Here is a 13,165-nt window from a genome sequence, read left to right on the forward strand (position 1 = left end):
GAGCAGGGGATACCTGCTCTCTTGATTAAATCGCCAGCGGCATTTCATTGGATGAATCGGGTTTACGAAACACCAAACGCAGCCCAAGCATGGCAAGAATGGACATGACGAGCATCAAGCAGCCCAGCGGCAGTTGATCTTGTGCTGGAAACAGCGATGCGATGAGCGTTGCAATGCCCGCTCCTAGGTTTTGCATCCCGCCTAATATCGCGCCTCCCGTCCCGGCATGATAAGGAAAAGGGGCCAGTGCGCCAGTGGTTGCCGCTGGGAATAAAATACCTGCGCCAAGAAAGTAGATGGTCGCGCCGCCAACAAGCGTGAGTGCCGTCGTCTGACCAAATACGCCAGGGATCAAAACGATGGCCGCGCCAAGCAAAATCGCCACCAAACCCACATTGAGCGCACGTTTTTGCGAGCGGCGCTGAGCGATGTAGCTCGACAGACCAGCACCGATCAGATAACCGGGAATGGGCAAGACAAACAAAATACTGACGGTGGTGGCTGGTAGATTCAGCACGCCGCCTAACAGCACGCCTGCCGCGGCTTCAAACACCGCCACGCCAGCAAAAGTCGCGACTAAACAGAGCAAATAGCCTTGGAAACGTGGGTTGGAAAGCACATAGCGGTAACTGCGTGCGACGGACTCCACTTTGCGTTTCTCTTTTGGCAATGTCTCCATCATGCTGGTCATCATGGTGATGATGACCGCGATCGCAAACAGAGCAAGGAAGAGGTAACTTGAACGCCAACTAAAGGTTTCCGTCAAGTAGCCACCCAGCACCGGAGCCAACAAGGGAGAAAAGATCACGCACATGCTAATCAGGCTGTTGGCGCGGTGCAGCTCTGCTCCTTCAAAGCAATCGCGTGTCAAGGTGCGTGACATCGCTCCGCCGCAGCCAATGCCCAAGCCTTGAATAAAGCTACCCGCCAAAAACCACTCATACTGCTTGGCAAATAGCGTCACAAGTGTGCCAAGGATATAGATCACCAAGCCGATGATGATGACCGGTTTACGACCAATGCGATCAGACAGCGGCCCGTAGAAAAACTGCGATAAGCCATACGGGATCAGATAGCAGGCCATGACCGCCTGCAAAGCAGCTGGTGAAACGAGGAATTCGTCGGCCATGTAGCCAATCGAGGGCACGTACATGGTTTGTGTCATTTGACCGACAGCCGTCAGTATAGCGATTAAAAAGGTAAGTTTGACTAATGGAAATGACGCGGACATCTGCGTATTTTCTCCGGAAAAAAGACAACAATATTCCCCGGCGCTTTAGTAAAAAAGTGCCAATAAATGACGTAAACACGGGAGGTTACGGCGCGAGATGTTAGTCTTTGCTCGGAGGGTAAGCAATGAGAAAATGTGATCTAAAGCAAGATTAATTTCTATCATATGCATTAGAAAAAATAATGCAAAAGTAAGGGTGATAAAAAGGGAGCTTGCGCTCCCTTTTATCAATAATTCAACGAATTAGAACTTCTCTTCGAACTCTTTGTTCGCTGCCCATGCGTAGATAAGTTCAAGCGCGATGGTGGCTCCTGCTAATGCGGTCAGGTCGCTCTGATCGTATGGCGGAGAGACTTCCACAACGTCCATGCCGACGATGTTGACGTCTTTCAAACCACGGATGATTTTGAGGATCTTGTCGGAGTTGAGACCGCCACAAACAGGCGTACCGGTTCCGGGCGCAAACGCCGGATCCAAGCAGTCAATATCAAACGTCACATACACTGGCTTATCTGCCACGATGCGGCGAATGTCGGCCAGAATCTCTTCGGCCGTCATGTCGTTGGCTTGCATCGCGTTGATGACGTTAAAGCCATGACCGTCTTGTTTGTATTCAGTACGAATACCGACTTGTACTGAGTGCTTCGGTGAGATCAAACCTTCTTTTGGCGCATGGTAGAACATGGTGCCGTGGTCGTAGCTACTGCCGTTTGCATAGGTGTCGGTGTGCGCGTCGAAGTGGATCAGTGCCATCTCACCGTAGTGTTTGGCATAAGCACGCAGCACTGGTAGCGTGATGAAGTGATCGCCACCCAGCGCCAACATGGTTTTGCCACTTTGCAAAATAGCCGAGGTCGCGGCTTCCATACGGTAGGTAAAGTCTTCTGCATCACCACAGTCAAAGACCAAGTCACCGCCGTCGATCACTTTTACTTTCTTGAACAGGTTAAAGTCCCAAGGAAACTTTTTGCCTTCCCAAGCGAGGTTAACGGAGGCGCGACGGATCGCATCCGGGCCCATACGCGCACCCGGGCGGCCAGAGGTTGCCATATCCAATGGGGCACCAAACACCACCAGATCAGCATCTGCGGCGACTGGATCTTTAACATACGGGCGACGCACGAAACTCATTGAGTTCGAGTAAAGCGAATAATCAGTTTTAGTAAACAAATCATTCATTTAGAAATCCTCTAAATAAGTATAACCAGACAGACCTTGTTCGAGCTCTGCCAGGATTTGTTGCTGCTCTTTGGCCTCAACACGAAGTGAAACCAGAGATTGGTAGTTCTTACGGATCTGGTCCACATCAATATGCACATAACGCATCATGTCTTCGACGGTGTCACCTTCGTTGACAAAATCGATATTCATTTCGCCTTGATCACCGACATTGACCACCACACTGTGGGTGTCACCAAACAGGTTATGCATGTCACCGAGAATTTCTTGGTAAGCCCCCACAAGGAAGAAGCCCATCAGATAAGGTTCGTCCGCGTTCCAAGCGGGAACGGGGAGGGTACTTTCGATACCTTGACCATCTACGTACGCATCAATCGCACCGTCTGAATCGCAGGTGATATCCAGCATCACAGCGCGGCGGTCTGCGGTATTTTGCAGCCCAGACAGAGGCATCACCGGGAAAACCTGATCGATACCCCAAGAATCAGGCAGCGACTGGAATAGCGAGAAGTTGACGAAGAACTTGTCTGCCAGACGCTCGGCCAATTCGTCCAAAATAGGGCGATGGAAACGGTTTTTGTTGCTCATCAAACGATTGAGCTCGTAATAGATGCGCAGCGATGTTTGCTCTGCCCAAGCGCGGTGCTCAAGCGTCAACACACCGGTGGCGAACTGAGAATGCACCTCAGCCAAATCGCTCTGGGTGTCGTTGTAAATCTCAATTAATGCACGTGCGTCGGTTCCGTTGTGCAGGTTCAACCAACTGCGCCACATGTTGTTGAGCAGCATTGGGAAATCTTCGTCCGGCTCGGTCACCGTTTCTGGCTTGTAAGTCTCTGTACCGATGACGTTGGCGATCAATACCGCGTGATGCGCGGTTAATGAACGACCGGATTCAGAGATGATCACGGGCATTGGCTGCTTGTAATCTTTACACACGTCACCGACCGTATTGACGATGTTACGTGCATACTCGACCAAACCGTAGTTCATTGAGTTGGACGATTGGCTGCGCGTGCCGTCGTAGTCGATAGCCAAGCCACCGCCTACGTCAAAATATTTAATGTTCGCACCAAGGGTACGCAGTTCGCAGTAAAAACGCGCCGATTCGTTCACTCCATTACGCACATCGCGAATATTGGCCATTTGTGAGCCAAGGTGGAAGTGAACCAGTTGCAACGTATCGAGCTGGTTCTCTTGCTTCAAACGGGTGATCACATTCAGCACTTGCGAAGCAGAGAGGCCAAATTTTGACTTTTCACCACCGCTAGCTTGCCATTTGCCTGTACCTTGAGATGCAAGGCGAATGCGAATGCCTAGACGTGGCGTCACACCAAGACTTTTGGCCTCACGCAGTACCAAGTCCAGCTCCGACATCTTCTCAAGCACGATGAACACTTTATGGCCCAGCTTCTCACCAATCAGCGCTAAACGGATGTACTCACGGTCTTTATAGCCATTGCAGACGATCACAGAGCTCGCTTGTTGCGCCATGGCAAGCACTGCGAGTAGCTCTGGTTTACTGCCGGCTTCAAGGCCCAGCTGTTTTGTTTCAAGTTGTGCCTGGCTTGCCAGAATCTCATCCACCACTTCACGCTGTTGGTTTACTTTAATTGGGTAAACCAGCAGGTATTTATTGGGGTATTGATATTCCTCAATCGCCTGGTTAAACGCGTCACAGATCGAATGAACACGCTGATGCAGAATTTGTGGAAAGCGAACCAACACCGGCACATTGAGCTGACGCTCTTCCAGTGCTTTGACGATTTTGCTTAACTGAATCTGGTGAGCATTGTCACTACGAGGTGAAACGTACATTTCTCCATGATCGTCAATGCCGTAAAAGCCTTGGCTCCAGTAATGTACGTTGTAATCTGCGCGAACGCGGTCTAGTTTGGATGTTTGTTCCACATCTAATCTCACAGAATATATCCGCAGAACTGCAACGGATATTTAAGAACAAAACATGAGTGGGCTGAGCCTCTCATGGCCTGACACGCAACGCGTGTTGCGCGAATTAACGGACAATTTAACATTTGAGTCTAATGAATAAAATTAATTTTTACGACAACAGTTTCTTATTGTGACCTCGACGAAAAACAAACGAATTTTCATTGAATAACAGTGAGTAAGCACTTGATATTCAGGGGGTAAAATGTTGCCCGCTCTAGGTGTGGAAACCGCGGTTTGTTGTCAGAGTAATCGCCTTTTATTCAGATAGTTATCCGGTTTTTTTTGCGCTTTTCGAGTCGTGAGAGAACGTTCTAATTTGCCATAAGGCCTCACGTTGCTAATGCAAATAATGAATATATTCATTCATGCAAAAATCACTTTCGAGCAGTGCCTGATTTTCCAGCAGTGCTTAATTGATTAAACATTATTCAACGGTCATTAAATAGGGTAGCCCTCAGGAGAAAGATGGTCTGTAGGTCGCAATATCACGTGTGTTTGAGAAGGAAGAGTCAATGAGATTGCGACCTTGTAACTTGATTACGCTGCCACCATTTGTTGCGCCAATTCTCGGCCGTTACCGCGAATCTTATCAAGCTTATCGACAAAGGCGGCAGAGATGCAAAGCAGTCTTGAATCGGGGTGGTTGGCGAGGAAAAGGGCTTTTTCGCTGGGTTCTGTCATTTCATCCCAACGGTTGTTGATAGCACGCGCAAAGTGCAAAATGCTGGCGAGTTTTGGGGAGACGTCCGCTTCGCGTGGCTCTGGGAAATGCTCTATTGCATCCGCCATTTCTTCGGGAAAGTTCCAGCTACGTGCCAGTTTTGCGCCCAAAGTAGGAGAGGAGACGTTCAAGAGTTCTTCCTGTACCGCTATCGGATCTTCACCGTTGGCGACACGTTGATTGATCAATAGCGCTTCACTCGGTGCGAGGGTATGGATCATGAGCTCACCGATGTTGTGCAAAACGCCAGTGGTAAAGGTCTCATTAACATCCATGCCCGCTTCTCCCGCCAATTTGGCGGAAATCACCGAGACTTCAAAAGTGTCGGTCCAGTATTTTTCCATATCTAGCGTCGTAATTTTAGGAAAGGCGCTGGAAAGCACAGAAGCAACGACTAAAGTTCTTACCGCTTCTGTGCCAACGCGGATGAGCGCATCGTTGATGGTAGCGACATTTTTACTTCCGCCAAAATGGGCGGAGTTGGCCATTCGCAATAAGCGGGCACTGAGCACTTGATCCATGGAAATTTTCTTCGTGAGTTGAACAAAATCGACTTCGTCACGATTGACCATTTCCAGTAGCTCTTGCAGCAGACTTTGAATGCGTGGTAGTTCGTTTAGTCTTGTAATTAACGCAGCCTGACTCATGATTTTTCTCCTCGTTGTGTGGGCAATTTTAATATAGGTCACACTTTGAGATTATGACAAAAGCCGATAGCATCATGGCAAAGTAGGCTTGGCAGAAAATAGCCTAGTGAGCAGTAAAAAAAATAGGCTCATCGAGCTTGGTCAAATAAAGAAGGTGTCGCAGTGACAGTTACACTCAGATTACTTAGTGAGAAAGACAGTAACGCTCTGCTTGAGTTTGAGCTAGAGAATCGTCAGTGGTTTGAACGATTTATCGCACCAAGGGAGGCTTCTATGCTCTCCTCTGACGGCATTCTAGAACATATTGAGTTTTGCTTAGAAGAGTATGAGGAGAAGCGCCTGCTGCCGATGGTGGTGGTTGATAGCCAAGGTGAGATCCTCGGGCGGATTAATTTCCACGATGTGAAGTTTAACCAAGGGCAAGCGGCGCTGGGCTACCGATTCGCCGAACGCTCATGTGGCAAAGGGTTGGCGAGTGAAATGATAATGGAGGGCATTGATACCGTCAGGGAAATTGGATTTCGACGTCTTGTCGCTGTTGCAGCGGTGGATAATTTGGCATCGCAACGAGTGCTGGAGAAGTGCGGTTTTTCTCAAGCTGCTTTAGTACCAAACTATGTGCGATTGCATGGCCATTATGTGGATTGTTTTCGCTATCAATTGAACCTGCGTAAATTGAAAAACACGGTTTAATGTGGCTATGACGGGAAATTATTCTTTCAAATCGATGCTATTCCTCTCTTTGCCTGCTTACTTTTTTATCTTGGTAAAGCACTATCTCTGTTATTCTGCTAATCTTTTGATTATTAATAAATTGTTAAAGTTAACTGACGTGAATAATTGACTGCCTCACATTTATTAAACAGAGTATTGTTGTTTTTGTGATATTGAATGCATAAATGGAAAAAGTGTATCTATATCAAATTATTTATTAAAAAATCACGGTAACGGTTGCGAAAGATTTTTTTCACGCTACAAATATAGTCCGGTTGTAAAATAAAAAGGAAAGAAGATATGCGAGGAACTACTCCCGAGTATCTGTTAGCCGCATTAAGGCAGATCATTAAAAGCAAAGGGCTAACGTATCGAGAGTTGTCTGACAGATTAGGAATTCCTCTTTCTACATTCAAACGCCATCTTTATAGCTCGAACATTACGCTTGATAAGTTGATTGAATACTGCCGAGAGATTGATTCTACCCTTGATGAGCTGCAGAAAATTGCAGTGCAGTTACAGACAAATGATGAAAACTACTTCAACCATACTCAGGATGAAGTGTTTTTTAACCATCCAGAACTTTATGATTTTTACAGAGAAATCCGTCATTTGCGCGACAAAGACGGTTTTCTCTGGATGAAAGACAAATATCAGTTAGATGACTCAACTACTTATTCCTACTTTCGCGCCCTGGAAATGTTGGGTTTGATTAAACTCACCGAAGACAATAAATTCAGCTTGGTTGGACCGATGTATTACCGTTTTGCCGACAATTCAAAGCTGAACAAAAAGTACACCGAAACGCTGAAAGAGCAGACAACCGCTTACAAAGACTGTGTACGGATCGGCTTTTCGCGCATGAACCTGACGGATGATCAGCTTACTGCGATTGGCAAGACGTTAGCGAAAGAGGTACTGAAGTACCACAGCGAGAATATGGCGGATGGTAATTTTGAAGTGTCTGACTTTAAAAATGTGTTGCTGATTGCCAGCCCACACGAGCCGTTGATGTTCTCCGACGGCATTGGTAAGCTGCCTAATGATTTCCTCAATCAAATCAAAGAGGCGATTGATAAAGCTGGGCAAAAGCCAAGTTTGGCACTGTAATGTTGGTTGGCGGCTTTATTAGGTCGTCAACCAGCCTCTCTCCTAATCCCTACCTGTAGAGCCATTAATTGCATTTTCTGAGGTAGCTTCTTGGTGATTCACCAGTGGTACTTTTAAATTTCGTACTGAAGTAGTTGCTGTCGTTATATCCCACGGAAAATGCAACTTGAGTCACCGACTTTCCGGCTTTTAGTAGTGACATTGCTTTGCGTATGCGCAGTTGGTTAATGAAGGAATTGCTAGATAAGCCAGTCAACGATTGCAGTTGCGTGCTGAGGCTTTTGGGCGATATTTGAAAAAGCTCGCAGACACCTTGCACCGAGAGATCTTGATCGCTGTAGTTGTTGCATAAATAGATGATTGCCTGCATGACTGGGGCGTGCTGATATTTATCACACTCTAAGCGATCGAGACAAAGTAGCAACTGCTCAAACAGCAGTTGTACAAGCGCATTAGAATGTTTCTCTGCACTGAGTTGCTCTTGCTTGATCTGTTGCCCAATGGCGTGAAGCTGCCCAAAGGTCTGAGCGTTAATCAGAAAATGGCTGTGATTACTTTCCAAGCGTTTGATCACATCTGCGGCGCAGCGACTGATTGGTAAATGGTTCTTGTTGTAGAGAATATTCAGCAAATTGACATCTTTATTGTCAATGTATTGATGGTAGTCACGATCGCTGACGCAAGCGACAGTGTTAGGAAGCACCACCGAATGGTGGCCGTTGACAATGTGTATTCCGCAGCCTGAACTGATCAGCACAAGTTCAGAAAAATCATGGCGATGCTCTGGATAATCCACTTGAGGCTCGCGGCTCAACACTCTAATTGAGTGGTCGTGGCCAACATATTCGTCAGATTTGAGAAGCAACACGATTAATTTATTCCTGCAATAAAATGGCCTTAATAATATCGTGGAGATAATAAAAAAGCCGAGAGTGACCTCTCAGCTTTTTTCTCTTACAGCGCTTTCTTGTAAAGTTCTATCACTTGCTGTTTATCCATTGCGACAGGATTACCACCTGCACATGGATCAGCGAGCGCATCATCAACCCAAGCGAGGATATCAGTCTCAGTGATGCCAAAGGCCCCAAAGCCTGATGGGATGCCAACGCGCTGGTTAAGATCTTTGATGGCTTGGATGGCAGCAAAACTGGCTTCTTCACTCGTCATTGTCGAGGTATCGACGCCCAGCGCGACAGCAATGTTGGCAAATTTCTCGACTTGATGTGGTCGGTTAAATTCACATACGATGGGCAGCAAGATAGCGTTACAGACGCCATGTGGGAGATCTTTCTGTGCGCCGGCAGGGTGAGCCATGGCATGTACCATGCCAAGACCTGCACTGTTAAATGACAGACCCGCCACAAACTGGCCATAAGCCATCATGGTCCGCGCATCGATGTCTTGTCCATTGTCTACCGCTTTCGGCAAGCTCTGTGCGATAAGTTTGATTGATTCCAGCGAAATGTAGTCTGTCAGGGTATGAGCACCGACAGAAACATAGGACTCAATCGCATGCGTCAGTGCATCGATTCCCGTTGCCGCTGTCACCGCGCTAGGGATACCGAGCATGACACTGGGATCGTTAACCGACACATCAGGAATGATCTTATCTGAGATGATCACGTGCTTAACGTGAGTCAGTGTGTCGGTGATCACCGCATTGCTGGTGACTTCTGCCGCTGTTCCTGCTGTGGTGTTGATCGCATAAAGAGGTACCCCCAGTTTGCTAACTTTCTCCACTCCGTTGTACGCGGCAATTGGCAGTGGGTTAGCCGACAAGATGCGAATGGCTTTTGACGTATCGATGGCGCTACCACCCCCAAAACCGATGAGGTAAGTCGCGCCTGATGTCTCAAAAGCATCCAGCGCGCTTAGGACCGTGTTGGTGTCTGGATTTGGTCTGACGTCCTGGAAAAGGTGGATATTCAACGGGCTATCGATAAGTTTGCTGGCAAACCCAAGTTCAACCATTGCAGGATCACAGATGAGCAAGCCCGGCTCTTGGCCGTGAGTTTGCAAAATGCGTTCAACTAACGCTTCAATTGCGCCTACGCCAGACAGGTTAATTTTGGGAAAGGCTAATTTAAATACACTCATGTTCGTCTCACAGGTTAAAAACGTTTTTCAAAATATCCATGTTCTCTTGTGTCACGCCCTCTGGCTCATACCCTGCAGCAAGACACATCAGGTACAACTTAGCTCCTTTGTTGGCGACGTCGATGTAGTCGAATGCTTGTAAAACGTCATCACCTGAGGCAGTTGCGCCATGCTTTTCCCAAATGGCCACATCACGTTGAAGTAAAGATTCGGTAGTGAGATCCGCAAGCTCTTCCGATGACGGTAAGCAGTAAGGGATCATGCCGACACCTTTCGGCACGAATGCACGCACTTCAGGCAACATTTTCCAGCAAGTATGCGTAAAGAGATCGCTGCTCTTTGATACGTCTGAATGGTGTGAAAGAGCGATCAGTTCCAGTGGATGAGTGTGTACCACGGATTTGTGACTCGAACCTTGCGCACGTTTTGTTTCTAGGATTTTGATATGACTAATAAATTCGGAAGTCGGTGCAAAGTCAGTTGACGCATTGCCTCCCCACAAAATCGCAAAACTATCCGCTTCTGGGCTGATCTGTAAAATACAGCCAGCATAGGCCGCGTCACGTAGTTCACGAATTCGCTGCCCGGTTCCTTTCACGTAGTAAATTCGGCTCGCACAGCTGTTGGGTAACGGCAGAGGCAATTTTTTATAGACGACCTCAGTGTTGGCGACGGGGCCGAAGATATCGGTGAGGTCGACAGAAATGTTACCGCCATTGCGCTCAGCCCACTCTCGCTGCCACAAGTATTGAGATACTTCGCTGACTTTGGCAATTTCGTGTAATACGGTGCTGTTTAATGAAATCATTTTAAATAGAAAACCTCTTTAAGTGGTTTAGAAATTGGGGAATTATCCGGATTGGATGGCATGACATCCTTCATATAAGCCCACCATTTCCGACAGATAGCTGTATCTGCGATCGCATTCCATTGCGCTTCGCTTTGCACTTCGGCATATCCGAAGAGCATGTTTTGTTCAGCAAACAGATGAATCGAGTAATTTGATACCCCGTGAGATTGCAGGAGATGGGTCATCTCCTGCCAGATCTCATCGTGGCGCTTTTGGTATTCAACATGACATTCTGGATTAACGAACATCAAAAATGCTTTGCGTTCCACGAGTTTGACTCCTTATGCTGCCATGCCCATACCAACGACGTTTGCCGCGGCGGTGATAACCAAAAGTCCAAACACTAGGATACGTACTGGACGGGTTCCAACGCCTTTCCATTCGGCCATGATGAGGCCAATGACGCCACCAAAGAGCACATAACCAGACATGTGCAGCATCCAGTTGATATAACCAAGATGCTCAGGAACTGAGGCTTCTCCCCATCCGTAGAAGAAGAATTGTAGATACCACATGATCCCGCCCATAGCGGTGAAGAGGAGGTTGCGAATCATCAGCCCTTTAGCGAGTGACAGATCGCGGCGTACGGAAATCTCTTTATTGGAAAAAATGTTGTAGAGACAGAAAGCAAAGTTGACCAGTGCGCCGCCGCCCATGATGAAGCCATAAGCAGGCATTGCGACATATAGGTAATTGATGCCAAGCAGTTCAGACTGTTCACGGATCGGGCCAGAGGCATCCAAGCCAAAGGCAAACCCAGCGGAGAAAATGCCGCAGACAATGGCCAAAGTGACCCCTTTTTTCAGGTCAAACTCTTCGACTTTCTCGCCCATGGCTTTCTCTTTCTCATTGCCGGCGTAAGTCACGATAGCAATTCCGACGAGTGCAATCGCAATACCTATCATCGTCAGGCTGCCACCCGCAGAGCTGATGAGTGCACCAAGTTCACCTTTTAAAATAGGCGGAAGCAGGGTGCCAACCGCTAGGTTGAGACCGATAGCAATGCCGATGCCCATCGATAGGCCCAAATAACGCATGGTTAAGCCATAGGTGATGTTGCCAATACCCCACATCGCGCCACAAAAGATCAGCATGGCGAAGGTGGACATTGGAACGTTGGCATAGAACTCACTTAGGTTTGGCACCAGCATAGCGGTGACGAGCCAAGGCATGATCACCCAAGAGAACAAGCCTCCAATCGACCACATCAGTTCCCAAGACCATCCTTTCACTTTTTTATACGGGGCATAGAAGGCCGCAGCAGATGCCGCCCCCACTAAATGCCAGCCAATACCAGCTACTACAGACATATTGATTTCCTTTTTTATTATCTATTATTTCGGGGTGAGGTAAGTGGCACTGCGGCGGTGTCGCCAACAGTGCCCGAGTTAGGGTTAACGAGTGGCGAGCACTGTTGCTTCGTAATCTTTCACTTGGTTGATCCAGTCAAAGCCGACAGGCACGCCGTTTTGTTGACAGTGGTAATCCCAGACTGCGCTCCAAGGTAGAGAGTGTGTTTCTTCAATCAGACCAAAACGCGTGGTGTAGTCGAACGCTTGCTCCGCTTGATGAAGTTTCTCTGTTGGCTCTAGCAAGGCTTTCAGCAGCGCTTTTTGTGCATTACGTGTACCGATAACCCATGCGGCGATACGGTTAATCGATGCATCAAAGAAATCTAAGCCGATTGCAACGCGATCGAGTAAGTCGTTACGTACGATCTCACGCATGATCGCTTGTGTTTCATCATCAAACGAGACCACGTGATCTGAATCCCAGCGGATTGGACGCGTGACATGCAGTAGCAGATCTTGCACGTACAGAGAGCAGGCGCTTATCTTGTCGCTGATGACTTCGGTGGGGTGGAAGTGGCCAGCATCAAGACACAGAGCGGTGCCACGTGTCGCGGCATAAGCGAGATAAAACTCATTGCTGCCGACGGTAAACGCTTCCGCTCCGATACCAAAAAGCTTACTTTCCACAGCGTCTTTGTGGTATTTGCTATCAATTTTCTCTGCGAGGGCTTTATCGAGAGAATCGGCTAAACGCGCCCGTGGAGAGAGGCGGTCGACGGGCTGGTCTTTCATACCATCTGGAATCCAAATATTCATGAACGACGGTGTACCAAGCTCGCGGCCAAAGTATTCTGAAATTTTACGGCTGGCGATAACGTGCTCAATCCAGAATTGACGCACTTCTTCATTCGGATGAGAAAGGGTAAAACCATCATCGGCTAATGGGTGAGAAAACAGCGTAGGGTTAAAGTCCAATCCCAAATCGTGCTTTTTCGCCCATTCAACCCAACGAGAAAAGTGCGCTGGGGCGATCTGGTTGCGCTCGACTTTTTCATCACTGTCTAGGTAAATGGCATGCAAGTTAACACGCTTTTTCCCGGGGATGAGTGAGAACGCTTGTTCCATGTCCGCACGCAGTTGCGTTGGCGTGGTGGCAGCGCCGGGATAGTTGCCCGTCGCTTGAATACCGCCGCTCAAAGCCACATCAGGAGATTCGAAACCGCGCACGTCGTCGCCTTGCCAACAGTGGATGGAAATTGGCGTTTTACTAAGGATTTCAAGCGCTTTATCGGTATCTACCCCATGTTGTTTAAACGCTTCTTTTGCGTATTGGTAGGCCGATAAGATTTGCTGTTCGTTCATATTTTCACC

Annotated in this window: 12 protein-coding genes; 2 read left to right on the forward strand and 10 right to left on the reverse strand. The window is 47.9% G+C overall.

Annotation, left to right across the window (positions count from 1 at the left end; all coding sequences use genetic code 11):
• Positions 1-25: 25 nt before the first annotated feature.
• From emrD to EWA64_RS15195, 4 genes are all read right to left on the reverse strand, one after another.
• Positions 26-1,231 (reverse strand): multidrug efflux MFS transporter EmrD, encoded by a 1,206-nt coding sequence (gene emrD / locus EWA64_RS15180; RefSeq protein ID WP_061894017.1) that lies wholly within the window; start codon positions 1,229-1,231, stop codon positions 26-28.
• Positions 1,232-1,474: 243 nt separating this feature from the next.
• On the reverse strand, positions 1,475-2,410 hold the full coding sequence (speB, locus tag EWA64_RS15185; protein ID WP_061894018.1) for an agmatinase: 936 nt from the start codon (positions 2,408-2,410) through the stop codon (positions 1,475-1,477).
• Entirely contained in the window at positions 2,411-4,321 is a 1,911-nt protein-coding gene (gene speA, locus EWA64_RS15190; RefSeq protein WP_061894019.1) for an arginine decarboxylase, read from the reverse strand. It abuts the gene before it with no gap.
• A gap of 579 nt (positions 4,322-4,900) precedes the next feature.
• Positions 4,901-5,731: an HDOD domain-containing protein gene (locus tag EWA64_RS15195; protein WP_061894020.1), complete on the reverse strand. Its 831-nt coding sequence runs from the start codon at positions 5,729-5,731 to the stop codon at positions 4,901-4,903.
• 162 nt (positions 5,732-5,893) lie between these two features.
• Here EWA64_RS15195 and EWA64_RS15200 point away from each other — a divergent pair, with 162 nt between their 5' ends.
• Both EWA64_RS15200 and EWA64_RS15205 read left to right on the forward strand, forming a co-directional pair.
• The gene (locus EWA64_RS15200) at positions 5,894-6,424 is read left to right on the forward strand and encodes a GNAT family N-acetyltransferase (RefSeq protein WP_061894021.1); all 531 of its coding nucleotides are present in this window, start codon (positions 5,894-5,896) and stop codon (positions 6,422-6,424) included.
• Positions 6,425-6,745: 321 nt separating this feature from the next.
• Positions 6,746-7,555 carry a helix-turn-helix domain-containing protein gene (locus EWA64_RS15205; protein WP_061894022.1) on the forward strand — a complete coding sequence of 270 codons (810 nt, stop codon included), beginning with the start codon at positions 6,746-6,748 and terminating at the stop codon, positions 7,553-7,555.
• Positions 7,556-7,619: 64 nt separating this feature from the next.
• On the opposite strand, the gene EWA64_RS15210 is transcribed toward EWA64_RS15205, so the two are convergent.
• The 6 genes from EWA64_RS15210 to EWA64_RS15235 all read right to left on the reverse strand — a co-directional run bounded on the left by EWA64_RS15210 (position 7,620) and on the right by EWA64_RS15235 (position 13,156).
• The gene (locus EWA64_RS15210) at positions 7,620-8,423 is read right to left on the reverse strand and encodes a helix-turn-helix domain-containing protein (RefSeq protein WP_061894023.1); all 804 of its coding nucleotides are present in this window, start codon (positions 8,421-8,423) and stop codon (positions 7,620-7,622) included.
• 86 nt (positions 8,424-8,509) lie between these two features.
• The gene (locus tag EWA64_RS15215; protein WP_061894024.1) at positions 8,510-9,652 is read right to left on the reverse strand and encodes an iron-containing alcohol dehydrogenase; all 1,143 of its coding nucleotides are present in this window, start codon (positions 9,650-9,652) and stop codon (positions 8,510-8,512) included.
• Positions 9,653-9,659: 7 nt separating this feature from the next.
• On the reverse strand, positions 9,660-10,460 hold the full coding sequence (gene rhaD / locus EWA64_RS15220) for a rhamnulose-1-phosphate aldolase (protein WP_061894025.1): 801 nt from the start codon (positions 10,458-10,460) through the stop codon (positions 9,660-9,662).
• On the reverse strand, positions 10,457-10,771 hold the full coding sequence (rhaM, locus tag EWA64_RS15225; protein ID WP_061894026.1) for an L-rhamnose mutarotase: 315 nt from the start codon (positions 10,769-10,771) through the stop codon (positions 10,457-10,459). Before rhaM ends, rhaD begins: the two co-directional genes overlap by 4 nt.
• 12 nt (positions 10,772-10,783) lie before the next feature.
• On the reverse strand, positions 10,784-11,812 hold the full coding sequence (locus EWA64_RS15230; protein ID WP_212590087.1) for an L-rhamnose/proton symporter RhaT: 1,029 nt from the start codon (positions 11,810-11,812) through the stop codon (positions 10,784-10,786).
• A gap of 84 nt (positions 11,813-11,896) precedes the next feature.
• The gene (locus tag EWA64_RS15235) at positions 11,897-13,156 is read right to left on the reverse strand and encodes an L-rhamnose isomerase (RefSeq protein ID WP_061894028.1); all 1,260 of its coding nucleotides are present in this window, start codon (positions 13,154-13,156) and stop codon (positions 11,897-11,899) included.
• Positions 13,157-13,165 lie beyond the last annotated feature (9 nt).

The organism is Vibrio cidicii (assembly GCF_009665415.1).
GTDB classification, from domain to species: domain Bacteria; phylum Pseudomonadota; class Gammaproteobacteria; order Enterobacterales; family Vibrionaceae; genus Vibrio; species Vibrio cidicii.